Source organism: Nonomuraea sp. NPDC003214 (assembly GCF_053590035.1).
Map to the genome: position 1 here is coordinate 25,008 of NZ_JBSFSX010000019.1, position 20,903 is coordinate 45,910.

A 20,903-nucleotide genomic window follows, 5' to 3' on the forward strand; every position below is an offset into this window, starting at 1 on the left:
GTATGACGGACTCCGAGGCGTTCGAGGCCTTCGTCGCCGCGTGGTACCGGCGGCTGCTGCGGGCCGCCGTCCTCATCAGCGGTGATCCGCACCTGGCCGAGGACGTGCTCCAGGACGCCCTGATCAAGCTGGCCCGCCGGTGGCCGAAGGTGCACACCGACCCGGTCGGCTACGTGCGCACCACCCTGTACCGGGACGTCGCGTCCAAGTGGCGGCGGCAGCGGGAGTTCGCGTACGGGGAGCAGCCCGACCGGGCCGACGGCGACAGCGCGGCGGCGACGGACCTGAAGGTGCTCTTCGCCCGCGCGCTGGCCAGGCTGCCGGTGAAGCAGCGCGCGGTGCTGGTGCTGCGCTTCTACGAGGACCTGCCCGTCATGGAGGTGGCCGCGATCCTCCGCGTCTCGCCCGGGACGGTCAAGAGCCAGACGCACGCGGCGCTGAAACGGCTGCGCGAGGTCGCCCCCGAGCTGGAAGAGGTGCTGGTATGACGGACCAGAGGCTGCGGGAGCTCTTCGGCGAGCTCGCCGAGACCCTGCCCGAGGGCTCGTCCAGGGCGGGGGAGCTGTGGCGGCAGGGCACGCGGAGCCGGGCCCGCCGCCGGTGGACGGTGCTCGCGGCGGCGACGGCCGTCACCGGGCTCGTCGTCGCGGCGAACGTGGTGACCGGCCCGGAGCAGGCCGAGCGCGGCGTCACGGGCCGGCCGACGCCTGCCGCCTCGCCCGGTCCCGTGCTCGACACCGCCCCGCCGGCCGGCGACGAGGCGGCGCTGCCCGCCGCGGCGACCGCGCTGCCGGAACGCTGGGCCGCCATCCCCGTCGTGCGCACGGTCCCCGGGCCCGTCCTGGCGCTGGCCGAGTTCGGCGACGGGCGCGTCCACGTGCTGAAGTCCGGCGGGCGCTTCCCCCTCGACGTGAAGCTGGGCCGGGCGGGCGACGGCGGGACGCCGCTGCGGCCCAACTCGCTCGCGCCCGACGGGACGATGGCCGCCTTCCCGCAGAAGGACGAGGTCGTGGTCGTCGACCTCGTCATCGGCCAGACCAGGCGCTACCCGGTGCCGGGGCGCAACGCGGTGGTGCTGTGGCGCGGCGAGCGGCTGCTCGTCGAGCAGGAGAAGGCGGACTACCTGCTCGACCTGGCCACCGGGGAGGTGACGCGGCAGCCGAACCGGGGCTTCGGCGGGGTGGCGGGCTACCGCGACCTGCGGATCGTGCCGATCGGCGGCCGGACGTTCCTGAGGGAGGGCGCGACACAGGTGGAGCTGGCCGTCGACGGCGGACCGGCCACGGCCGTCCCGGGCCGTCACGGGTGGCAGCGCGACGGGCTGGTCGCCGTGCCCGGACGCGCCCCCGGCGAGCGTCCGGGGCGGGCCGACGCGGTCGTCGTGGCCGACGCCGCCACCGGGCGGGTGGTCAGGACGCTGCTCCTGCCCGGCGCCCGGTGCGGCAAGGGCGGCTGCCCGGTGCGCGGCTGGGCCCGCCACGGCACCGTGCTCGTCGAGAGCGGTGACCGGCTGCTCGGCTGGGACCTCGCCACCGGCGCGCTGTCACGTGTCGCCGACCTGCGCCCGGACGTGACCGCCTACTCGCTGCGCAGCGGGTGAGCGCCGTCAGCCGGCCAGGGCGCGGCGCAGCGCCGCGAACAGTTCGCCGTTCTGCCGCTGCGACACCCCGGCCGACATGATCGCGTACGAGCCGTGGAACGTCCCCGGCCACTGGTGCAGCTCGACCTGGACACCGGCCTGCATGAGCCGCAGCGCGTAGTCGATGCCCTCGTCGCGCACCGGGTCGAACTCGGCGGTGGCCACGTAGGCGGGCGGCAGGCCGGACAGGTCGTCGGCCCGCGCCGGGGCGGCGTACGGGGTGGCGGGCGCGCCGCCGAGGTAGAGCCGCCAGGCGGCCGTCAGGCTGGCGGCGTTCGCCCTCGGGGTGCCGGTGAAGTTCCGCGCCGACCAGGTCCGCTGCCGGTCGTCGAGGCTGGGCTGGGTGAGGAGCTGGAAGCGGATCGGCGGCCCCTGCTCGTCGCGGGCCCGCAGCGCCACGCCGGCCGCGAGGCCGCCGCCCGCGCTCATGCCGCCGACCGCGATCCGGTCCGGGTCGACGCCCAGCTCGGCGGCGTTCGCGGCGACCCAGACCAGCGCGGCGTAGGCGTCGTCGAACGGGGCGGGGAACGGGTGTTCCGGGGCGAGCCGGTAGCCGACCGAGACCACCACGGCGCCGGACTCGGCGGCCAGCTTGGCCGCCCACCGGTGCTCGGTGTCGAGGTCGCCGACGATGCACCCGCCGCCGTGCATCCAGACGATCACGCCGCCCTGCGCCTCCTGCGGCCGGTAGATCCGTACGGGAACGTCCGGGTCCGCCGAAACCATGCGGTCGGTGATCTCCAGGGCCGAGACGTCGGGCTCCGGCAGCGAGGCGACCAGCTCGGCGAGGGCCTTGCGCTCGCTGACGGGGTCGGCGTACTCGGCCGCGGGCAGCAAGGGGACGAATGGTTCGAGTTCGGGATCCATGCCGACAATCCTCGGCGTCGACCTGGGGCCCGATCATCCGCCAACCGTCGGGATTCGCACCCCCGGGGCGCACCGTTCGGCGGGCCGCCTCAGGTCAGGACCACGAGCTGCCGCGTCGCCCGGGTCATCGCCACGTAGCGGTCCACCGCGCCCTCGACGCCCTCGCCGAACTCCTCCGGCCGGACCAGCACGACCAGGTCGAACTCCAGCCCCTTCGACAGCTCCGGAGTGAGCGACCGGACGCGCGGCGTACCCCGGAAGGCCGGATCGCCGATCACGCACGCCGTGCCCTCGGCATGCTCGGCCAGCCAGCCGTCGAGGATCGCCTCCAGCTCCGACACCTGCCCGTGGACCACGGGCAGGCCGTTGCTGCGGATCGACGTCGGCACGTTGGCGTCCGGGAGCGCGGCCCGGATGACCGGCTCCGCCTCCGTCATGATCTCCTCCGGCGTCCGGTAGTTGATGCTCAGGGAGGCCAAGGTGATCCGGTCGAGCCCGATCCGTTCGAGCCGCTCCTGCCACGACTCCGTGAACCCGTGCCTGGCCTGGGCGCGGTCGCCGACGATGGTGAAGCTCCTGGACGGGCAGCGGAGCAGCAGCATCTGCCATTCGGCGTCGGTCAGCTCCTGGGCCTCGTCCACGACCACGTGCGCGAACGGGCCCGCGAGCCGGTCCGGCTCGACCGACGGCACCGCGTTCTCGTCGACCAGCGCGTCCTTGAGATCCTGGCCGTGCAGCATCGTCACCGCGCCCTCCCCGTCGTCGTCGGCCTCGACCAGGGCGTCGACGACCGTGGACACGCGGGCGCGCTCGGCGGCGACGGCCGCCTCCCGGCGGCGCCTGTGCCGGGACGCCTCCGGGTCGCCCAGCCGCTGCCGCGCCGCGTCCAGCAGCGGCAGGTCCGACACCGTCCACGCCTGCGGCTCCGCGCGCTGCAGCTTCCTGATCTCCTCGACGCTGAGCGAAGGCGCGCACCTGCGCAGGTAAGCGGGCACCGTCCACAGGTCGCCGACCAGGTCGGCCGCCTCGATCACCGGCCAGGCGCGGTTGAACGTCGTCAGCAGCTCCCGGTTGCGCAACAGCGACCTGCGGAGCAGATCCGGCGAGACCTCCTGCTCGTGCTTGTCCTGGACGATCGTGACCAGCTCCTCCCAGATGCGGTCACGCGCCTCGTTGTGCGGGGTGCCCGGTTCCGGCGCGTCGAACGCGTCCGCCCAGTCCTCCGCGCTCACCCACACGTCCGCCCAGGGCGTCGTGATCGTCATGCCCGTCGTGGGCGGGTTCTCGTAGAACCTGACGGCCGGCTCGATCGCCCGCACCAGCTCCGCCGACGCCTTCAGCCGGGCCACCTCCGGGTCCGCCTCCACCCCGGCCTCGGCCCCCTCCGCGACCAGGTCGCGCAGCGTGCACGTCTGCACGCCCTCCTCCCCGAGACTGGGCAGCACGTCCGCGACGTACGCCAGGTACGGCTGGTGCGGGCCGACGAACAGCACGCCGCCCCGGCGGTGACCGAGACGCGGGTCCGAATAGAGCAGATAGGCCGAGCGGTGCAGCGCCACCACCGTCTTGCCCGTGCCCGGACCGCCGTCGACCACCAGGGCGCCGCTCGAACCGGCGCGGATGATCGCGTCCTGGTCGGCCTGGATGGTGCCCAGCACGTCCCGCATCCGGGGCGACCGGTTGCTCCCCAGGCTGGCGATGAAGGCCGACTGGTCGTCGAGCGCGGCATGCCCGTCGAACCCGTCGGCGGTGAACACCTCGTCCCAGTAATCGCTGATCCGGCCCCGGGTCCACCGGTAGCGGCGGCGGCTCGCCAACCCCATCGGGTTGCCGTGCGTCGCCCCGAAGAACGGCTCCGCCGCCGCCGAACGCCAGTCCAGCAGCAGCCGGCGGCCCTCGCTGTCCGTCAGGCCGAGCCGCCCGATGTACACCGGCTCCGGATCGTCCTCGCTCACCATGTGCCCCAGGCACAGGTCCAGCCCGAACCGGCGCAGCGCCCGCAGCCTGGCCGCCAGCCGGTGCACCTCCAGGTCCCGGTCGAGCGCCTGCCGCCCCTTGCCGCCCGGCGCCCTGCGCGCGGCGTCGAGCCGGGCGGACAGGTCGGCGATCGACCGGTCCAGGCTCTCCGCGATGGCCGCGAAGTGCCGCTCGTCCCCGGCGATCAGCTTCGGGTCGGCCTTGGCGGCGAGGCGGGCGGGAAGGTCGAACACGCTGGTGGTCAGCGGGGTCACAGGCAAACGCTCCGATCTGGGCCTGGCTCGCGGACGCGCGTCGTCCGCCGTTTCCCCAGGCCGGCTGTGGCTTCGGCGTGCCATTGTGCGGCATGACCGGGGCCTTGCGGCAAGCCCCCCGCTCCGCTATACGTTGAGAGTGGAGAGGCGTGGCCATCCCCTCTCCCTTTCTCGCTTTTCAGCTGTTTTTGTTGTCCCGATATGTCGTGCATATGCATGAATACTTGGGCAGAATGATCGTGTGACGGCGATCGTGAAAACCGAGCAGATGCCCGGCCTCGTACGGGCTGCCAGGGTCATCCTGATCGTGCAAATGGCCTTCAGCCTGTTCGGCCTTGTGCTCATCTCGCCGGTGATCACGGTGATGTTCAGCGAGCCGAGGGTGGCGGCGCTGCTGCTCGTATCCTTCGCGACCGTGGTTCTCATGGGCGTGCTGATCTCTCGCTGGTCGTCCCGGCGGAAATGGGTGCGCTGGGGCGGCATCGCGTTCGAAACGGTCTTGCTCGCCAGCAATCTCATCCTGACCGCCATCGACGGAGAATTCAGCTGGCTGACCCCGATCCACCCGGGCACCATTCTGCCCCTGGCGATCGTCGTCGCGCTGCTCAGGCCCCCGGCGGCCCACTGGTTCGACCGCTGACCTGAGGCGGGCGTCAGCTTGTGGCGCAGTGGGTGAGGGTGGAGCCGCGTTGCTCCCGGACGCACTGCTGGTTGACCACGGTGGCGACGCCGCGCAGGTCCCGCACCGTGTCGGCCATCGTGCGCCAGGACGCGCCCTCCCGCAGCTTCAGGCGGAACGACTCGGGCACGTCGCCGGCGGTGAGGGCGGCCCACCAGCGCGGCGCTCTCGGCCGACCAGACGGGCGGCTGGTACGGCAGTGGGCGCCGCAGTCTGACGGCCCGGCGGCGCAGCGTCGACCGGCACCCGTTGAGCACCGTCGACCGTACGTACGCCAGGGCGCGGCCGGGGTCGTGCAGCGTGACCCGGCCCGCGTGGATGCGCGTGTAGGCGTCCTGGACGACGTCCTCGGCGCTCGCCTGGTCGCCCACCATGAGCAGGGCCAGCCGGACCAGCCCCACATGATGGGCGGCGAAGATCTCCGCGAGGTCCACGCGTTCCCGCGCCGTCGGCTCTCCGCTGGAGAGCAGCTCGACTTCCATACTCCAGAGACGCCCGGCGCCCCGGTTTGCTGCCTCCGTCGCTACTTGAGGTTTGAGCGCAAGTACTTGCTATCGTGTGTCAAGTGAGTACGCGTGAGCACGTGGCGTTGGTGCGTGAGCTGGTCGAGCTGGTCGAAAGGCGGATCGTCGACCCGCTGGAGATCCTGTTCGGCTCCGGCGAGCAGGTGGAGCCCGTACGGGCGCGGCTGCGGATCGAGGCGGAGGTGTGGGCCGCCCAGTTGCTCGGCCCCGACGACGCCCTCGCGGTCCGGGCGGCGGCGCGGCTGGTCGCGGCCGTCTTCCCCGGTGACGGCCCGTTCGACCCCGCCGACGCCTGGTGGGGCACGGCGTTCGGCCGGGCCGTGGCCAGGCGGGCGGGCCACCCCGGCAAGGAGGCGGTGCCGTACGCCACGGCGGGGGCGATGCTCGGCATCACCCGGCAGGGCGTGCACGACCTCGTCAAACGCGGCAAGCTCGACCGGCACCCCGACGGCGGCGTGACCACGCGCTCCATCCGCGCCCGGCTGAACCGATCTCTGGAGCGACATGGCGTACGACGTCACGATCACTGACCACGACATCCCCCTGGCCGTACGCGACCACGGCGGCCCCGGCGACCCCGTGCTCCTCCTGCACGGCCTCGGCGGCACGCTGGAGGCGTGGGACGCCGTCGCCCTGCCCGGCCGCCGCGCCGTGGCGCTCGACCTGCGCGGCCACGGCCTGTCCGGCGACGGCCCGTGGGAGTGGGACCGGGTGCTCGACGACCTCGAAGCGGTGGTGAAACACCTGGACCTGGGCAACCCGGCGGTCGTCGGCCACTCGCTGGGTGGCATGCTCGCCGTGCTGTGGGCCAGGCGTCACCCCGAGTGCCCGGCCATCGTCAACCTCGACGGGCTGCGATCCGCCGAGAGCGCCCCGGGCAACTACCCGGGCCTGGACGCCGCGACGCGGGACCGGGAGCTGGCGGCGCTCAAGGCCGCCTTCGACGCGCAGGCGGCGACCCTGGCCGGGCCGCTGCCCGACGGGCTCGGGCCGCTGTTTCCGGCCAGGGCGCGCGTCGAACGCGACGGCGAGGTCTACGCCAGGCCCGGCGCCGAGCTGCTCGCGGCGGTGCGTCATTCGCCGGAGTTCTGCGACACGATCCCGCTGCTGCGCCAGGTCACCTGCGACGCCCTGGTCGTGATCCCGACCCAGGACCCGCCGGGGGTGCCGGGCGGCGAGCTGATGGCGGCGTTCCGGCGGGGCGTGCGCCGCGACCTCGCCGGCCTGCCGCCCCACCTCCAGGTCAGGGAGCTGGAGGGGAGCCACGACATGCTCGCCGAACAGCCCGCCGCCGTGGCCGCGCTGATCGGCGGCTTCCTCGCCTGACGCGGTTCGGGCTCACATCGGCGGCGGCTGTCTCGTCGGAGCCGGAAAGCCCGCCACCGAGAGGAAGACTCCTGATGACCGACGCCCTCCAGTCCCGGCTGCCCGATCCCTCCCGCTTCTTTCCCGAGGTGGGGCCGATCGCCGGAGGCATGACCAAGGCCGTGCGGAACGGCGCCGTCCCCGACGCGACCGTCCACCTGATGCAGCTGCGTGCCGGGCAGCTCGTCGGCAGCACCTACCACGCGGTCCGGCAGAGCGGCCAGCTCCGCAAGGCGGGGGAGAGCGAGGAGCGCATCACCGCCGTGGCGACGTGGCGTGACGCCCCCTGTTTCACCGACGCGGAACGGGTCGCCTTGGAGCTGGTGGAGGCCGTGCTCACGCCGAGCCCGTCGGGGGAGCGGGTGCCCGACGAGCTGTACGCCAGGGCGGCGGCGCACTACGACGACAAGGCGCTGTGGACGTTGACCCTGGCGATCGGCCAAATCTGCTTCTTCATCCCCGTCGCGCTCATCGCCAGGCCGATCCCCGGCAGGCCGCTGGGCAAGAACTACACCGGCTGAAACGCGCCACCGGCGCGGCGGTCAGCGGCAGCCGGCGCGTCCCGGGTGGGCGTCAATCTTGCACCCATTTGGGGCCGGCGCACTGGGCGATCTCGCGGACGATCTCCTCCGGGCGGGCCCGGTAGCCGCTGAGCGTGGTGAACAGGACCTCGCCGCGGCCCGGGTCGTACCGGGGGCTGAAGTCGCCGTTGCGCTGCGCCGACGGCAGCATGATCGTGGGCTTGAGGTCGATGCAGATGTAGCGGCGGAAGTTGCGCCGCCGCTCGGCGATCCGGGACACGTCCGCCCACCGGTAGTGCCATCGCTGGTCGCGCACCCGTACCTCGATCCCGGCGGTGTTCACGATGAGCAGCCGGGCCAGGCGGCGGCGCATGCGTCGGTTGCCCCGCTGGAGCATGTTCACGAACAGCCCTAACGAGTAGGCGCAGCCGACGATGCCGATCACCATCAGGATGGCCAGGAGGAGGCCGGGCGCCCTCAACGAGCCCGCGATCAGCCAGATGAAGGCGCCGGCCAGGGCGAGCGGCAGGAGCGAGGCCAGCCACCACATCCAGCCCAGCCCCCGGCTCGGCGCGAACGTCCGCCCCTGCCCGGCCTGGACGATCGGAAGCTCGCGGGAAGGCGGTGTACGGGCGCCGGTGCGGGCGGCGTTGCGCGTGAAGGGGAAGTCGTGGGCGTTGTCGGTGCCGCGCTGGTTGGGGTCGGGCAGCCCCCGGGCCCGCAGCCGGTGGCGCAGGTGCCCGTACAGCACGCCGAGCGTGAGCGGGTCGGGCTCGCCCGGGAGGCCGCCCCTGATCAGGCGCAGCAGCTCTCCGGTGAAGGACGTGCAGGCGTCGACCTGCTCCCCGAACGGCACGACGTGCGCCGCCAGGTCGCTGGCGGTCAGCGTGTAGACGCCGCGGACGTCGCTCTGGTCGGCGATCAGCCCGGCGGACAGCCCGGCGGAGAGGGTCTCGGTCTGGATGACCGATCCGGCGTAGCAGCAGTCGAGCACGGCGATCTTCACGGCCGCCGGGCTGTCGCGCAGCGCGGTGCGGATGCGGGAGTACTCCAGGCCGGTCAGGTCGGGGTCGGCCGCGGTGGTGTCGGCCAGGGCCAGGCACAGCTCGCCCTCGGCGGTGAGCATGCCGTGCCCGACGAAGTACAGCAGCAGCACCCCGGTCGTCTCCCGGGCGAGTTGCCGGATGCGCTGCGCCACGACGCGGCTGTCGCCCTCGTTGTGCAGGACGGTGACCTCCCCGGCGGGCCAGCCGCACAGGGCGGGGTCGGTCAGCGCCGCGCGCATCCCCAGGACGCTGTTGGCGGCGGCGGGCAGGTCGGGCAGGCTCTCGTCGCGGTGCACGGAGGTCGCGACGAGGACGGCATGGGAGACGCCGCTCCGGCGCCGGTCAGCCGACATCGCCCGCGCTCGCCCGGTCGGTCTGGTCCAGCACCTCCTGGAGCAGGGGCAGCGCGTCGCCGACCCGCTTGGCCTCGACCGTCACGGTGCGTTCGGGGGTGGTGAGCGTGATGGACACGTCGGCGTGCCGGTTGGTCAGCCACGTCGTCAGCGCCCTGGCCAGCACCATGCCAGCGCCGCCCGACCCGACGGCGATGCTGAGCAGCTCGACGGCGCCGCCGAGCTCCTCGCGGCCCGGCGGGCGGCCGACCGGGTCGATCCGGCCCTGCAGCGGGCGCTGGCTGCGCAGCCAGCGCGTCAGCGAGACCAGCTCGCCCGTGGGGACCACCCGGACTTCCACCCGCATCTGGCCTCTCCTCTGCTCAGGGAGCTGATCCAGCTCCAGCATGAGGCATCGCCCGGCGGGGTGTCAGGAAACGCTTCCTACCACACGACCCACGGGCTCTCCACGCGGCCGCTGAACGACGCCGTGCCCGACCTGCGCCACCGCTGGCGCACGTCGACCTTGGCTCCGGTACGGGACGCCGTGGCGGTGAACGGGCCGCAGGTGACCACGGCGCCGTCGCGGGCCGGGGCGACGCCCGCGCAGAGGAACGGCTGCGACAGGTTCGTCTCGGCGTCGGTGTTGTAGAGCTGCACGTGGATGTCGGAGCGCAGCGAGGCGGAGCCCCTGATCCGGCCCATCAGGCGGAACTCGTCCCCGACCTGCGCCATGCAGGGCGACATCTGCAGCCCGGGCGTGGGGGAGAACCAGTCGCGGCACCGCCAGTTCACGGCGGCGGCCGGGGGCGGGGTCTCGGGCTCGGCGGTCGTCGGGTCCTCCGGGTCGGCGGACGTGGGCGGCGAGGTCTTGGGCTTGGGCTTGGGGGAGCGGGTCGTGCGTTCCGGTGCGGGGCGCGTGGTGGCGGGCTCGGCGGTGGGGGTCTTCGGGGGGTGGCTGCGGATCGGCAGCACCTTCGACGTGGGGGTGTCCGGGACCTCGGGCTTCTTGGAGGCGGTGGCCGGGGCCGGGGCCTGGGCCTCGACGGTGGCCTCGACGGTGGCCTCGCTCACGGCGCCGACGGTCTGGGCCCGCCACGGCGCGACGACGACGAGCGCGCCCGCGCTCACGACCAGCGCCGCCGCGGTGGCCAGGCCGACCAGGACGCGCTGCCGCGACCGTCCCGTCCCCTTCCCGGCCTCGCGCCGCCCGCCGTTCCCACGCCCGGGCGCCGTCTCCACGGCGCCCGTCCCGCCGGCGCCCGGCGTCCCGCCTGTGCCCGGCGTCCCGCCTGTGTTCGGCGTGCCGGTGGGCGCGGGCGGGCGGGTGCGCGCGTCCTGCGGCTCGGCTGCCGCGGGCGGCTCGTACGGGCCGGGCAGGGGCTGGGAGGTGGCCAGCGGCGGGTGTTCCATGCCGACCGGCGGCAGGGCGGGCAGGCCGGCCAGCGACGGCGCGGCAGTGGTCAGCGCGTCGGCCAGGCCGGCCGCCGTGGGGCGGGCGGCGGGGTCCTTGGCCGTGGCTGCGGTGATGAGCGCCCACAGGACGTCGGGCATGCCGGGCAGCCGCCGGGGCGCGGCGGTGGCGTGCTGCCTGAGCAGCGCCATCGGATGCTCGCCGACGAACGGAGGCCGTCCGGCGAGCAGCTCGTACAGGATCAGCCCGGCCGCGTACACGTCCACGGCGGGGGTGGGCGTGGTGCCGTCGGCCACCTCGGGCGACAGGTACGTGGGGGTGCCGATGATCGACGAGGTCTGCGTGAGGCCGGGCCCGTGGACGATGCGGGCGACGCCGAAGTCGGTGAGCCTGGGCTGCCCGGTGGCGGCGTCGATCAGGATGTTGCCGGGTTTGACGTCGCGGTGGATCACGCCCATGTCGTGCGCGGCGGCGAGCGCTGCGGCGATCCGGGCCACCATGCGGGCGGCCTCGGCGGCCGACAGCGTGCCGCGCTCGTGGAGGAGCGTGCGCAGGTCGCCGCCTTCGACGAAGTCCATCACCAGCGCCAGCCGGTCGCCCTCGACGACGAAGTCGCGCACGGTGGCGATGTTGGGGTGACGCAGGTTGAGCATCACATTGCGTTCCTGGACGAACCGGAGCACCAGGTCGCGGTCGGCGGCGAGCCCTTCGCGCAGGAGCTTGGCGGCGACGATCTCCCCGGTGTCGCGGTGCCTGGCGCGCCAGACGGTCCCCATCCCGCCGGCGCCGATCTGCTCCACGAGGATGTAACGGCTGCCCAGGGCCCCGTCCGTCGCCATCCGCCCGCCCTCCCCCTGAAGATGCTTCGATCACAATAGTGACGTTCGGGCTGATTTGTTCGGGGGATCCCGCGTCAGGAGATGCGTGACTGCAGGGCCGTGGGCACGTCCGGGTCGGCGGGGATGACGCTCGACACCCCCGTCACCTCGAGGAGCCGCCGCAGCACGCCCTGGACCCCGGCGAGCCTGAGCCAGCCGCCCGCCGCCCTGGCCCGGTTGGAGAATTCGAGGATCGTCCGCAGGCCCATCGAGTCGCAGAAGGACAGCTCGGTCACGTTGACGACGAGGTGGACGCAGCCTTCGGACATGCCGGCCGCGATCTTCTCCGTCACCTCGGGACACCGGGTGGTGTCGAACTCGCCGACCAGTGTGATGACCGCCGTGTCGCCGAAGTGTTCAATTGTGAGGGCGAACGGTGATTGCATCCAGCAGGCCTCCATCGGGGTTGCTTGTGACGCTACACCGCCCGTGCGCTTCGTGGCGGCCGGAGCCGTGACGCGGTGTCCGAATGCCGCCAGCGTCGGCGCAGCCCGATCGGTCACAGTGTTGCGGTGAGCACAGTGATCGACAAGCACACCCGGATCGAGCCGGGCATCCTCTACTTCGGCACCCCTGTGGTCCTGGTCTCCTCAACGAACCCGGACGGCACCCCCAACCTGGCGCCCATGTCGTCGGCCTTCTGGCTGGGCTGGCGGGCCATGCTCGGCTGGGGCACCCGCTCACGTACGGCCCAGAACCTGCTCAGGACCGGCGAGTGCGTGCTGAACCTGCCCTCGGACGCGCTCGCCGCCGCCGTCGACAGGCTGGCCCTGACCACGGGCAGCGACCCCGTCCCGCCGGGCAAGCACGCGCGCGGCTACCGCCACGTCGCCGACAAGTTCGCCAGGGCGGGGCTGACGCCGGTGCCGAGCGAGACGGTCGCGCCGCCCCGCGTGGCCGAGTGCCCGGTGAGCATGGAGGCCGTCGTGGAGCGGACGCACCCGGTGGGCCCCGACGACGGCGTGACCGCCTTCGAGGTGCGCGTCCAGCGCGTCTGGGTGCACGACGACATCCGTACGGAGGGGACCGACGACCACATCGACCCCGACGCCTGGCGTCCGCTGATCATGAGCTTCCAGAAGCTGTACGGTCTCGGCCCGCAGGTGCACCGCTCGACGCTGGCGACCATCCCCGAGTCGATGTACCGGGGCCCGGACATCGAGCGCGCCCGCTAGCCGAGCAGCCTGCGGTGCAGGCTGAGCCAGGTGCGGCCGGCGCCGAGCCGTTCGACGTCCGCGCGCGGCAGCCACCGCGCCCGCGTGCTCTCCGACCCTGCAGGCGGCCGCGTCGGCCCGCCGAGCCCGGCCAGCCGGGCGGTGAACATCACCATGTACGTCAGCGCCGGGTACGGGTGACCGGGCGGCGGCGCGGCGAGCAGTTCGATGCGGTGCCAGGCGAAGACCGACAGCAGCCCGGGATCCAGCCGCAGGCCGGTCTCCTCGGCCAGCTCGCGGGCCGCCGCCTGGACGGGCGTCTCACCGGGGTCGAGGTGGCCGCCGGGGATCTCCCAGCCGCGCCCCGGCCGGTCCACGTGCGTCAGCAGCGTCCGGTCCGCCTCGTCCAGGACGAACGCGAACGCGGACGTGACCGTGCCGGTGCCGGGCAGGTCGCCGGCGAGCACCACGTCCAGGCGGTGCGGGACGGCGATCCACGGCACCGTCCGGGTCTCCACGATGTGACTCATCCGGTCCAGCGTCTCAGACGCCCCGGCGCATCGCCCGGTTGCCCAGCACCAGCCCGGCCGCCGCGATCACCACAGCCGCCGCCGCGCCGTACAGGACCGACGGGTGGGCGAGGTCGCCCGCGAACAGGGCGCGCTGGGCGTCCACGACGTGCGTGACCGGGTTGACGTCGCCGAGCGCCCGCAGCCAGGCCGGGCCGGAGTCCATCGGCAGCAGCACGCCCGACAGCAGCAGCATCGGGAACAGCAGCGCCTGCGTGACCACGTAGAACAGGGTTCCGCTGGGCGCGGACTTCAAAGCGAGCACGAACGACAGCGCGCCCAGCCCGATCCCGAACACGATCAGCAGCGCCATCCCCGCCAGCACGCCCGCCGGGTGGAGCTCGAAGCCCAGCGGCAGCGCCAGCACGATGATCAGCACCGCCTGGGCGGTCAGGATCGCCATCTCCTTGAGCGTGCGGCCGACGAGCATGGCGGTGCGATTGAGCGGGGTGACCATCATGCGCTCCATCGAGCCGCCGATCAGCTCGACCAGCAGGTGGTAGCCGGACGCCATCGGCCCCGACAGGCACATCATGACCAGGATGCCCGGCACGAACCACTGCCAGGACGACCCGACAGCCCCGTCCAGCAGCGACCCGAACAGGAACAGGAACAGCAGCGGCTGCCCCATCTCGAACAGCAGCCCGACCGGCTCGCGCAGCACGGGCGCGAACTCGCGGCGGAAGACGGTGGCGGTGTCACGCAGGAAGGTCGTCATCGAGCTTTCTCCCGGTCAGGCTGAGGAACACGTCGTCGAGGGTGGGGCGGGCGGTCTCGGCGGTGGCGACCTCGATCCCGGCCGCCTCCAGGGCGCGCAGGTATTCGGGCAGCGCGGCGGCGGCGTTGGCGACGCGCACCCGGACGGTCAGCCCGTCGGCCTCGCCGCCGCCGATCCGGGCCGCCTCGGCGGCGTCGTGCCCGGTGCGGGTGGTGATCGTGAGCCGGTCGCCGGCGAGGTCGTTCTTGAGCCGTTCCGCGGTGCCGTCGGCGATGACGCGGCCGCCGTCGATGACGATCACCCGCTCGGCCATGCTGTCGGCCTCGTCGAGGTAGTGGGTGGTCAGGAAGATCGTGGTCCCGTACGTCTCCCGCAGGCGCAGGATGTGGGCCCAGATGTCGGCGCGGCTGCCGGGGTCGAGCCCGGTGGAGGGCTCGTCGAGGAAGAGCAGGTCCGGCCGGTGGATGAGGCCGAGCGCGATGTCGAGGCGGCGGCGCTGGCCGCCGGAGAGCGTGCCGGGCTTGCGGGTGGCGAGGGGCTCCAGGTCGAGCAGTTCCAGCAGTTCGGCGGCGCGGGCGCGGGCCTGGGCGGTGGTCAGGCCGTAGCAGCGGCCCTGGGTGACGAGCTCGTCGCGGACGCGGAAGTTCTCGCCGGCGCTGTTCCGCTGGCCGACGTAGCCGATCCTGGCGCGCACGCCGGCCGGGTCGCGGGCCACGTCGCGGCCGGCCACGACGGCGGTGCCGGACGTCGGGGGCAGCAGCGTGGTGAGCATGCGCAGGGTGGTGGACTTCCCCGCGCCGTTGGGGCCGAGGAAGGCGACGAGCCGGCCGGGCTCGACGTCGAGGTCGATGCCGCGCACCGCCTCGACGGTCTCCTTTTTCATCGTGAAGACACGGGTCAGTCCCCGGGCGTGGATCATGGTCGTTCTCCTCCGGGCATGACGAAGAAACCCCAGGTCGGGGGCTTGGTTGAGGTTGGGGGTCCAGTGTGGGCGCGGGGGAGGGCTTTGGCAAACGCGAACACGACGTTCACATACGGCTCTGACCTGCGAAAACGCTACGTAGGAGACGTGGCGGAGCCGGGCCGGTTTCGAGGCTCTGAAGTGGGGTTTCGACGGACGTACAGAGAAATTTCCAATGACGGATAGCTGCGTCCGGTTATGTGGATATAGCGGGTTGCGGGATTATGCCGGGCTCCGGGATGATCTCGCAGGTGAAACGTCTGTTATTGGTCGCGGTGGCCGCGGTGGTCGGCATGGCCGGTCCCGCCCAGGCGGCCTCCGGGGTGCCCGGGGTCGATGTCAGCAACTGGACGGCGGAGGTCGACTGGCCGGCGGTGGCCTCGGGAGGCGGGAAGTTCGCCTTCGTCCTCGCCACCGAGGGCGTCGACTTCCGGAGCACGCACTTCACCTCGCAGTACGACGGCGCGGCGGCGGCCGGGCTGATGCGCGGGGCCTACCACTTCGCCCAGCCGCACGAGTCGGGCGGGGCCGCGCAGGCCGACTACTTCGTGCAGAACGGCGGGGCGTGGACCGGTGACGGGATGACGCTGCCCGGGGTGCTCGATCTTGAGGACAATCCATACAAAGAGCGCAACGGCAAGAACAGCTGCTATGGATTGACCGCGAAAGACATGGTCGCCTGGATCAAGGACTTCACAAAGAAATACCGCCAGCGGACCGGGCGCAACGCGATCATTTACACCACCACGAGCTGGTGGCGCACGTGCACCGGCGACAGCGCCTCCTTCAAGGCGCACCCGCTCTGGATCGCCCGCTGGGGAGCCGATCCTGGCGAGCTGCCCAAGGGCTGGGAGAAGCACACGTTCTGGCAGTCGGCCGAGAAGGGCACGCTGGCCGGCGGGCAGAACGCCTTCAACGGCACCGAGGCCGACCTCAAGGCGCTGGCCAACCCGCCCGCCGAGGTCACGGTGTCGGGCAAGGCGCGCAGCCGCAAGAGCTTCACGCTGACCGTGGCCAACACCGGCCCCCACCCGGTCACGAACGTCAAGGTGTCCGGCCGGACCTTCGGCGGCATGCGCGTGGTCAAGGCGACCTCGGGCTGCACGTTCAGCGGCACGGCGATCCGCTGCGCCATCCCCGAGATCGCGCGCGGTCAGAAGCGGACGTTCACCTTCGCCACCAAGCCGTCGAAGTCGAAGGGCGTCGTCGGCATCCGGTTCACGGTCGGCTCGGCGGAGCTGGAACTGCGGGCGAGGTAGGCCGGGGTGAGGCTGTCGGGCAGGCGCCGGCTCGCCCTCGCCGTCGTGCTCGTCCTGCTGCTCGCCACGGCCTCCGTCCCGATCAGGCGGTACGTGCTGCCGCGCATCGTGGAGATCGCGTACGCGGTCGAGAAGCGCGGGATCGTCTACTCGTGGGGCGGCGGCCACGCCGAGGAACCGGGGCCGTCCAAGGGCACCTGCCTGGGCTACGAGGGGAAGATCAAGCCCTGCCCGGCGGCCAGGACGCGCGGGCTGGACTGCTCGGGGCTGACCCGCTGGGTGTACGCGCTGGCGCACGGCGAGGACGTGCTCGGACGGGGCAACACCGACGACCACATCCGCCGCATGCGCCGGGTCGCCCGGCCGCGGCCCGGCGATCTGGTGTTCTTCGGCAGGAGCGTCAAGCAGACCCGCCATGTCGGCGTCTACCTGGGCGGGGGCCGGATGATGAACGCCCCGGAGACCGGCGCCGTCGTGCGGGTCGACCCCGTCTCCCGGGTGAAGGGCTTCCTCGGGTACTACCGGTACTGATCCGGTATGGCGTGTAACGCGGGTCACGTACCGGAAATTGAGAGACCCGGAGGCTACTGTGTGCCGCTATGGACAGGCGATGGGTAGGTGGCGACGGGTTCGAGATCGTGCTCGCCCTGCGCGCGGGGCGGCAGGTGCTCCGGGTGCGTCGCAACGGGTGGCTGGTGGCCGACTGCCTGTCGGTCGCGGAGGTCGCGCGCCACGTCGATCTGGCCGATCTGTGCGAGGTCGTCCGGCTGCCCGCGGCCCGGGTCCCGGCCGAGGCGGTGGAAGGGCGGACGAGTTCGCATCATCGCTGAGCGCCGTGTATGGTTACACCTGTCCGCAGCGCCGGACAGGCCCCTATAGCTCAGTCGGCAGAGCGTCTCCATGGTAAGGAGAAGGTCAACGGTTCGATTCCGTTTGGGGGCTCCAGCTGTGACGGGCCTCACCGCAAGGTGAGGCTTTATTCATTTAGGTTCACCGGTGATTCTGAGGCATACTGGGGTCACCCGCTCGACCAGGCGAGTTACGAATGTGCTCCCGGTGTCGGGTATCCTCTACGGGGCCGGGTCGTTACCGGCTCAAGGCGGAGTAGCTCAGTCAGGCAGAGCAAACGGCTCATAATCGTTGTGTCGCCGGTTCAAGTCCGGCCTCCGCTACTGCCCTTCCCCAGGTCACCTGACCTGGGACGGGCGTGTCCATGTCCCGAACGTAGAAAGGCACTCCCAAGTGGCTGCCACCGACGTTAGGCCGAAGATCACGCTGGCCTGCCAGGAGTGCAAGCACCGCAACTACATCACGCGGAAGAACCGGCGCAACGACCCGGATCGGCTTGAGCTGAAGAAGTACTGCCCCAACTGCCGCTGCCACCGCGCGCACCGCGAGACCCGCTAGTTCTCGCCGGGCAGCATTCCTGCCTCCCCATAACGCACAACCGGCGTCCTGCTGACAGGGCGCCGGTTCGTCGTGTCCGGCGGGTTTTCATGGGCAAAATGCCGGTCATCCCGGCGACAGCCGAACCTTGTTCTGTTACCGTCTGGCTCAACGACGCTCGGTGACACATGCGAGGGAGCGCTGATGGCGTTGAACCGTGACTTCGTGGGACGCAGCTACCCTGCCGGCCCCCCGTACGAGGTCAGCCGGGTCAAGATCAGAGAGTTCGCGGCGGCGATCGGCGACAACAACCCTGTCTACCGCGACAGGGAGGCGGCGCGGGCCGCCGGGCATCCCGATGTGATCGCGCCGCCCACGTTCCCCATCGTGTTCAGCCTGCAGAGCGGCGGCGAGGCGCTGGCCGACCCCGACCTCGGCCTGAACTTCGCCATGGTCGTCCACGGCGAGCAGCGCTTCGAGTACGTCCGCCCCGTCTACGCCGGCGACCGGCTCGTGGTCACCGCGACGATCACCGACATCCGCAGCGCCGGGCGCAACGAGCTGCTGACCGTCAGGAGCGACGTCACCACGGTCGAGGGCGAGCCGGTCTGCACCACGTACAACACGATCGTCGAGCGCGGAGGGGCGGCCTGACATGACGGCGACGGTGAAGTACGACGAGGTCGAGGTCGGCCAGGAGATCCCGGCCGTGGACTACGGCGTGCGCAGGCTCAACCTGGTGATGTACGCGGGCGCGTCCGGCGACTTCAACCAGATCCACTGGAACGAGCGGTTCGCCAAGATGGTCGGCCTGCCCGACGTGATCGCGCACGGCATGTACACGATGGCGCAGGCCGGGCGGTTCGTCACCGACTGGGCGGGCGATCCCGGCGCGGTGGTCGACTACGGGGTCCGGTTCTCCTCGATGGTGGTCGTGCCCGACGACGACCAGGGCGCCACGATCACGGTCAGCGGGGTCGTGGAGGAGAAGCTGCCCGACAAGCGGGTGGTGGTCGGCCTCACGGCCCGCTCCGGCGACGCCCGCGTGCTGTCGAAGGCCCGGGCGGTCGTCCAGCTCGCCTGACGCGCCCGTGATGACTGGCCGGGCGGCTCTCGGGTACGCGTGAGCCCATGACCGCGAACGTCTGGCCCACCGTGCAGTCCATCCCCGTCTCCGCCGTGACCGACGACCGGCCGCCCGGCCACCTCCGGCCGCCCCGCTTGGAGGAGGTGGCCGGCACCGTCGGCACCGGCCGCGACACGACAGGCGGCGCGGGCGGCGCGGGGAGTGCGGGCCCGGCGCGGAAGGGGCCCGCCACCGGCGTCGGCACCGCCGGGGCCAGGCCCCGGGGCGCGCGCCAGAACCCGGCCGCCGAGCTCGGCTTCTCCGGCGACCCAGGGCAGCACGGCGCGCCCGACGACAGCATGCTGCACGCCCAGCGGACCTGGGACGGCGCCCTGGCCACCAACCGCATGGACGACCTGGGCGTCAACGCCGAACGGCTGCGCATGGAGACCAAGGACGTGACCGCCTCGGTGGGCCTGGTCGTGGACGGCCGGCCCGACGACGTGCGGGCCTGCGTGCAGTCGGTCCTGGACCACACCGGCGCCGCCGTGCTGGCCATCGACCTGGGCAACGTCGCCGGCGCCGGGGACGTGCTCGACGAGCTGGCCGAGCGGGACCCGGAGCGGGTCAAGGTCTGGCACGTCGCCGAGACCTCGCAGTGGCGCGACGGCACGGCGACGTGGGGCGCGTGCCGGGCCAAGCTGCTCCACCTGGACACCGCCGAGGTGCACGTCCTCATGGACACCTCCCTCGTCCTCGAAGGCGACGCCCTCGCGCCGCTGGTGGCCGCCGTCAAGGACGGCGCGGTGGCGGCGGGCCGGCAGGGCTGGGAGCCGCTGCCCGAGGGACGGGCCCCGGTGGTCGAGGTCACGTCCGAGCGGCCCAGGCCGCACCAGGCGCCGCCCGGCTGGCGGCAGGCGTCGCCCGGCAAGGTGCGGGCGCTCGGCGGCGGCCTGATGGCCGTACGGCGGGCCGCCGCCGTGGGCGTCTTCCCCGAGGACGCCCAGGACGGCCGCCACGGCGACCTGGAGCTGTCGCTGGCGCTGCGCGGCGAGCTGGTCGTCCCCGACCAGCACCTGCCGGTACGGCAGCGCCACGAGCACGACCTGCCCGCCGGCTGACGCGAACCCCCCGACCCGGCACACCCGGGGGGCGGGCACCCGGGAACGCTCATAAGCTTGTGGCTCATGGAGATGCTCGCGCCTTACACCACGCTGGGTCTGGGCGGTCCCGCCGGCGAGTTCGTCGAGGCCGCCACGGCAGAGCAGCTCGTCTCCCTGGTCGCGGAGGCCGACCGGCAGGGCAGGCCGACGCTGGTGCTGGGCGGCGGCAGCAACCTGGTGGTGTCCGACGCCGGGTTCGACGGGCTGGTCGTGCGGGTGGCGTCCCGGGGCGTGACGGTGTCGCGTGACGGCGAGCAGGTCGTGGTCACCGCCGAAGCCGGCGAGGACTGGGACCCGCTGGTGGCGCGGGCGGTCGCGGAGGGCTGGTCGGGCATCGAGTGCATGTCGGGCATCCCCGGCCTGGTGGGCTCCACCCCGATCCAGAACGTCGGCGCCTACGGCCAGGAGGTCTCCCAGACGGTCCGGTGCGTGCGCGCCTACGACCGGCTGACCCGGCAGGTCGTCGACATCGAGGCGCGGCAGTGCGGGTTCTCCTACCGTGACAGCGCCTTCAAGAGGGATCTGTCGCGGCACGTGGTGCTCGCCGTGACGTACGCGCTGGACCTCTCCGACAGGTCGGGCGCGGTGGCGTACAAGGAGCTGGCCGGACGGCTCGGCGTCGCGCTCGGCGAGCGGGTGCCGCTGGCGCACGCCCGTGAGGCCGTGCTGGCGCTGCGGCGCGGCAAGGGCATGGTGCTCGATCCGGACGACCCCGACACCCGCAGCGCCGGATCGTTCTTCACCAACCCGATCCTGACGGCGGCCGAGGCCGAGGAGCTGGCGGCGCGCGCGCCCGGCCACCCGAGCTGGCCGCACGACGGCGACACGGTCAAGGTGCCGGCCGCCTGGCTGATCGAGCAGGCCGGCTACCCCAAGGGCTACGGGCGCGGCCCGGTGCGCATCTCGACCAAGCACACGCTCGCGCTGACCAACCCCGACGGCCTCGGCACCACCGCCGACCTGCTGGCCCTGGCCAGGGAGGTGCGTGACGGGGTGCGCGAGAAGTTCGGGGTGACGCTCGTCAACGAGCCGGTGATGGTCGGCTGCGCGCTCTGATCCCCGGGAATAGCCCGTACGGAGGGGCTGTTATGGTGGTTCGGAAACACCGAGGGGGAGTAGTCCCAATCGCGT

Annotated in this window: 25 protein-coding genes, 2 tRNA genes and 1 pseudogene; 17 read left to right on the forward strand and 11 right to left on the reverse strand. The window is 72.7% G+C overall.

Annotated elements, in window-relative coordinates:
- The first annotated feature begins 2 nt into the window (after nucleotides 1-2).
- Nucleotides 3-488 carry a SigE family RNA polymerase sigma factor gene (locus ACWDXC_RS39430; protein WP_449991129.1) on the forward strand — a complete coding sequence of 162 codons (486 nt, stop codon included), beginning with the start codon at nucleotides 3-5 and terminating at the stop codon, nucleotides 486-488.
- The gene (locus ACWDXC_RS39435) at nucleotides 485-1,600 is read left to right on the forward strand and encodes a hypothetical protein (protein ID WP_449991132.1); all 1,116 of its coding nucleotides are present in this window, start codon (nucleotides 485-487) and stop codon (nucleotides 1,598-1,600) included. Before ACWDXC_RS39430 ends, ACWDXC_RS39435 begins: the two co-directional genes overlap by 4 nt.
- A gap of 6 nt (nucleotides 1,601-1,606) precedes the next feature.
- Here ACWDXC_RS39435 and ACWDXC_RS39440 read toward each other — a convergent pair whose 3' ends face one another.
- On the reverse strand, nucleotides 1,607-2,506 hold the full coding sequence (locus ACWDXC_RS39440) for an alpha/beta hydrolase (RefSeq protein WP_449991135.1): 900 nt from the start codon (nucleotides 2,504-2,506) through the stop codon (nucleotides 1,607-1,609).
- An 89-nt stretch (nucleotides 2,507-2,595) separates the two neighbouring features.
- Nucleotides 2,596-4,737: an RNA polymerase recycling motor ATPase HelR gene (helR, locus tag ACWDXC_RS39445; protein WP_449991137.1), complete on the reverse strand. Its 2,142-nt coding sequence runs from the start codon at nucleotides 4,735-4,737 to the stop codon at nucleotides 2,596-2,598.
- Nucleotides 4,738-4,978: 241 nt separating this feature from the next.
- Here helR and ACWDXC_RS39450 point away from each other — a divergent pair, with 241 nt between their 5' ends.
- Nucleotides 4,979-5,377 (forward strand): hypothetical protein, encoded by a 399-nt coding sequence (locus tag ACWDXC_RS39450; protein ID WP_449991294.1) that lies wholly within the window; start codon nucleotides 4,979-4,981, stop codon nucleotides 5,375-5,377.
- A gap of 13 nt (nucleotides 5,378-5,390) precedes the next feature.
- Here the strand turns inward: ACWDXC_RS39450 and ACWDXC_RS39455 are convergent, their stop codons facing one another.
- Both ACWDXC_RS39455 and ACWDXC_RS39460 read right to left on the reverse strand, forming a co-directional pair.
- Nucleotides 5,391-5,546: a hypothetical protein gene (locus ACWDXC_RS39455; RefSeq protein WP_449991296.1), complete on the reverse strand. Its 156-nt coding sequence runs from the start codon at nucleotides 5,544-5,546 to the stop codon at nucleotides 5,391-5,393.
- 100 nt (nucleotides 5,547-5,646) lie between these two features.
- Nucleotides 5,647-5,898: pseudogene (locus ACWDXC_RS39460) on the reverse strand (sigma factor); the annotation flags it as partial.
- 83 nt (nucleotides 5,899-5,981) lie between these two features.
- Between ACWDXC_RS39460 and ACWDXC_RS39465 the strand changes: the two are divergent.
- The 3 genes from ACWDXC_RS39465 (at nucleotide 5,982) to ACWDXC_RS39475 (ending at nucleotide 7,826) form a co-directional block, all read left to right on the forward strand.
- The gene (locus ACWDXC_RS39465; protein ID WP_219518195.1) at nucleotides 5,982-6,470 is read left to right on the forward strand and encodes a hypothetical protein; all 489 of its coding nucleotides are present in this window, start codon (nucleotides 5,982-5,984) and stop codon (nucleotides 6,468-6,470) included.
- On the forward strand, nucleotides 6,445-7,266 hold the full coding sequence (locus ACWDXC_RS39470; protein WP_449991139.1) for an alpha/beta fold hydrolase: 822 nt from the start codon (nucleotides 6,445-6,447) through the stop codon (nucleotides 7,264-7,266). Before ACWDXC_RS39465 ends, ACWDXC_RS39470 begins: the two co-directional genes overlap by 26 nt.
- 74 nt (nucleotides 7,267-7,340) lie before the next feature.
- Entirely contained in the window at nucleotides 7,341-7,826 is a 486-nt protein-coding gene (locus ACWDXC_RS39475) for a carboxymuconolactone decarboxylase family protein (protein ID WP_449991142.1), read from the forward strand.
- Between the two features lie 52 nt (nucleotides 7,827-7,878).
- Here ACWDXC_RS39475 and ACWDXC_RS39480 read toward each other — a convergent pair whose 3' ends face one another.
- The 4 genes from ACWDXC_RS39480 to ACWDXC_RS39495 form a co-directional block, all read right to left on the reverse strand.
- Complete coding sequence (locus tag ACWDXC_RS39480) at nucleotides 7,879-9,225, reverse strand: caspase family protein (protein WP_449991144.1); 1,347 nt, start codon at nucleotides 9,223-9,225, stop codon at nucleotides 7,879-7,881.
- The gene (locus ACWDXC_RS39485) at nucleotides 9,215-9,571 is read right to left on the reverse strand and encodes an effector-associated constant component EACC1 (RefSeq protein ID WP_449991147.1); all 357 of its coding nucleotides are present in this window, start codon (nucleotides 9,569-9,571) and stop codon (nucleotides 9,215-9,217) included. The genes ACWDXC_RS39480 and ACWDXC_RS39485 overlap by 11 nt, the downstream gene beginning before the upstream one ends.
- A gap of 77 nt (nucleotides 9,572-9,648) precedes the next feature.
- A complete protein-coding gene (locus tag ACWDXC_RS39490) occupies nucleotides 9,649-11,457 on the reverse strand; it encodes a protein kinase domain-containing protein (protein ID WP_449991150.1) in 1,809 nt (602 codons plus the stop codon).
- Nucleotides 11,458-11,531: 74 nt separating this feature from the next.
- Nucleotides 11,532-11,882, reverse strand: coding sequence for an STAS domain-containing protein (locus tag ACWDXC_RS39495; protein ID WP_449991152.1), 351 nt, complete (start codon nucleotides 11,880-11,882; stop codon nucleotides 11,532-11,534).
- A gap of 126 nt (nucleotides 11,883-12,008) precedes the next feature.
- On the opposite strand from ACWDXC_RS39495, the gene ACWDXC_RS39500 reads away from it, so the two are divergent.
- A complete protein-coding gene (locus ACWDXC_RS39500) occupies nucleotides 12,009-12,671 on the forward strand; it encodes a flavin reductase family protein (protein WP_357584519.1) in 663 nt (220 codons plus the stop codon).
- On the opposite strand, the gene ACWDXC_RS39505 is transcribed toward ACWDXC_RS39500, so the two are convergent.
- Genes ACWDXC_RS39505 through ACWDXC_RS39515 form a run of 3 tightly spaced genes read right to left on the reverse strand, consistent with a single transcriptional unit; the run spans nucleotide 12,668 to nucleotide 14,856 of the window.
- Nucleotides 12,668-13,180 (reverse strand): NUDIX hydrolase, encoded by a 513-nt coding sequence (locus ACWDXC_RS39505; RefSeq protein WP_449991156.1) that lies wholly within the window; start codon nucleotides 13,178-13,180, stop codon nucleotides 12,668-12,670. The two genes, ACWDXC_RS39500 and ACWDXC_RS39505, sit on opposite strands and share 4 nt — an antisense overlap.
- 13 nt (nucleotides 13,181-13,193) lie before the next feature.
- On the reverse strand, nucleotides 13,194-13,937 hold the full coding sequence (locus tag ACWDXC_RS39510) for an ABC transporter permease (protein ID WP_357584515.1): 744 nt from the start codon (nucleotides 13,935-13,937) through the stop codon (nucleotides 13,194-13,196).
- Nucleotides 13,918-14,856 (reverse strand): ATP-binding cassette domain-containing protein, encoded by a 939-nt coding sequence (locus ACWDXC_RS39515; RefSeq protein WP_449991158.1) that lies wholly within the window; start codon nucleotides 14,854-14,856, stop codon nucleotides 13,918-13,920. The genes ACWDXC_RS39510 and ACWDXC_RS39515 overlap by 20 nt, the downstream gene beginning before the upstream one ends.
- A 293-nt stretch (nucleotides 14,857-15,149) precedes the next feature.
- On the opposite strand from ACWDXC_RS39515, the gene ACWDXC_RS39520 reads away from it, so the two are divergent.
- The 10 genes from ACWDXC_RS39520 to ACWDXC_RS39565 all read left to right on the forward strand — a co-directional run bounded on the left by ACWDXC_RS39520 (nucleotide 15,150) and on the right by ACWDXC_RS39565 (nucleotide 20,828).
- Nucleotides 15,150-16,157: a GH25 family lysozyme gene (locus tag ACWDXC_RS39520; protein ID WP_375072500.1), complete on the forward strand. Its 1,008-nt coding sequence runs from the start codon at nucleotides 15,150-15,152 to the stop codon at nucleotides 16,155-16,157.
- A gap of 6 nt (nucleotides 16,158-16,163) precedes the next feature.
- A complete protein-coding gene (locus ACWDXC_RS39525; protein ID WP_449991161.1) occupies nucleotides 16,164-16,688 on the forward strand; it encodes a C40 family peptidase in 525 nt (174 codons plus the stop codon).
- Between the two features lie 68 nt (nucleotides 16,689-16,756).
- Nucleotides 16,757-16,987, forward strand: a complete 231-nt coding sequence (locus ACWDXC_RS39530) for a transposase (RefSeq protein ID WP_219514427.1) — start codon at nucleotides 16,757-16,759, stop codon at nucleotides 16,985-16,987.
- 39 nt (nucleotides 16,988-17,026) lie between these two features.
- Nucleotides 17,027-17,102: transfer RNA gene (locus ACWDXC_RS39535), tRNA-Thr, on the forward strand.
- Between the two features lie 153 nt (nucleotides 17,103-17,255).
- Nucleotides 17,256-17,329, forward strand: a tRNA-Met gene (locus ACWDXC_RS39540).
- Between the two features lie 70 nt (nucleotides 17,330-17,399).
- Nucleotides 17,400-17,564, forward strand: coding sequence for a 50S ribosomal protein L33 (rpmG, locus tag ACWDXC_RS39545; protein WP_019632658.1), 165 nt, complete (start codon nucleotides 17,400-17,402; stop codon nucleotides 17,562-17,564).
- Between the two features lie 183 nt (nucleotides 17,565-17,747).
- Nucleotides 17,748-18,197 carry a MaoC family dehydratase N-terminal domain-containing protein gene (locus ACWDXC_RS39550; protein WP_357584507.1) on the forward strand — a complete coding sequence of 150 codons (450 nt, stop codon included), beginning with the start codon at nucleotides 17,748-17,750 and terminating at the stop codon, nucleotides 18,195-18,197.
- A 1-nt stretch (nucleotide 18,198) separates the two neighbouring features.
- Nucleotides 18,199-18,627, forward strand: a complete 429-nt coding sequence (locus ACWDXC_RS39555) for a MaoC family dehydratase (RefSeq protein ID WP_449991166.1) — start codon at nucleotides 18,199-18,201, stop codon at nucleotides 18,625-18,627.
- A 47-nt stretch (nucleotides 18,628-18,674) separates the two neighbouring features.
- Nucleotides 18,675-19,730 carry a hypothetical protein gene (locus ACWDXC_RS39560; protein WP_449991169.1) on the forward strand — a complete coding sequence of 352 codons (1,056 nt, stop codon included), beginning with the start codon at nucleotides 18,675-18,677 and terminating at the stop codon, nucleotides 19,728-19,730.
- 72 nt (nucleotides 19,731-19,802) lie between these two features.
- Entirely contained in the window at nucleotides 19,803-20,828 is a 1,026-nt protein-coding gene (locus ACWDXC_RS39565; RefSeq protein ID WP_449991291.1) for a UDP-N-acetylmuramate dehydrogenase, read from the forward strand.
- Nucleotides 20,829-20,903 lie beyond the last annotated feature (75 nt).

Bases quoted from the DNA above. Each gene is read 5' to 3' on its own strand.
- ACWDXC_RS39565 (WP_449991291.1), top strand. From the start codon at position 19,803: ATGCTCGCGCCTTACACCACGCTGGGTCTGGGCGGTCCCGCCGGCGAG.
- ACWDXC_RS39550 (WP_357584507.1), top strand. From the start codon at position 17,748: ATGGCGTTGAACCGTGACTTCGTGGGACGCAGCTACCCTGCCGGCCCC.
- ACWDXC_RS39440 (WP_449991135.1), bottom strand. From the start codon at position 2,506: ATGGATCCCGAACTCGAACCATTCGTCCCCTTGCTGCCCGCGGCCGAG.
- ACWDXC_RS39485 (WP_449991147.1), bottom strand. From the start codon at position 9,571: ATGCGGGTGGAAGTCCGGGTGGTCCCCACGGGCGAGCTGGTCTCGCTG.
- ACWDXC_RS39555 (WP_449991166.1), top strand. From the start codon at position 18,199: ATGACGGCGACGGTGAAGTACGACGAGGTCGAGGTCGGCCAGGAGATC.
- ACWDXC_RS39430 (WP_449991129.1), top strand. From the start codon at position 3: ATGACGGACTCCGAGGCGTTCGAGGCCTTCGTCGCCGCGTGGTACCGG.
- ACWDXC_RS39560 (WP_449991169.1), top strand. From the start codon at position 18,675: ATGACCGCGAACGTCTGGCCCACCGTGCAGTCCATCCCCGTCTCCGCC.
- ACWDXC_RS39480 (WP_449991144.1), bottom strand. From the start codon at position 9,225: ATGTCGGCTGACCGGCGCCGGAGCGGCGTCTCCCATGCCGTCCTCGTC.
- ACWDXC_RS39530 (WP_219514427.1), top strand. From the start codon at position 16,757: ATGGACAGGCGATGGGTAGGTGGCGACGGGTTCGAGATCGTGCTCGCC.
- ACWDXC_RS39490 (WP_449991150.1), bottom strand. From the start codon at position 11,457: ATGGCGACGGACGGGGCCCTGGGCAGCCGTTACATCCTCGTGGAGCAG.
- ACWDXC_RS39475 (WP_449991142.1), top strand. From the start codon at position 7,341: ATGACCGACGCCCTCCAGTCCCGGCTGCCCGATCCCTCCCGCTTCTTT.
- ACWDXC_RS39510 (WP_357584515.1), bottom strand. From the start codon at position 13,937: ATGACGACCTTCCTGCGTGACACCGCCACCGTCTTCCGCCGCGAGTTC.
- ACWDXC_RS39495 (WP_449991152.1), bottom strand. From the start codon at position 11,882: ATGCAATCACCGTTCGCCCTCACAATTGAACACTTCGGCGACACGGCG.
- ACWDXC_RS39505 (WP_449991156.1), bottom strand. From the start codon at position 13,180: ATGAGTCACATCGTGGAGACCCGGACGGTGCCGTGGATCGCCGTCCCG.
- ACWDXC_RS39435 (WP_449991132.1), top strand. From the start codon at position 485: ATGACGGACCAGAGGCTGCGGGAGCTCTTCGGCGAGCTCGCCGAGACC.
- ACWDXC_RS39470 (WP_449991139.1), top strand. From the start codon at position 6,445: ATGGCGTACGACGTCACGATCACTGACCACGACATCCCCCTGGCCGTA.
- ACWDXC_RS39515 (WP_449991158.1), bottom strand. From the start codon at position 14,856: ATGATCCACGCCCGGGGACTGACCCGTGTCTTCACGATGAAAAAGGAG.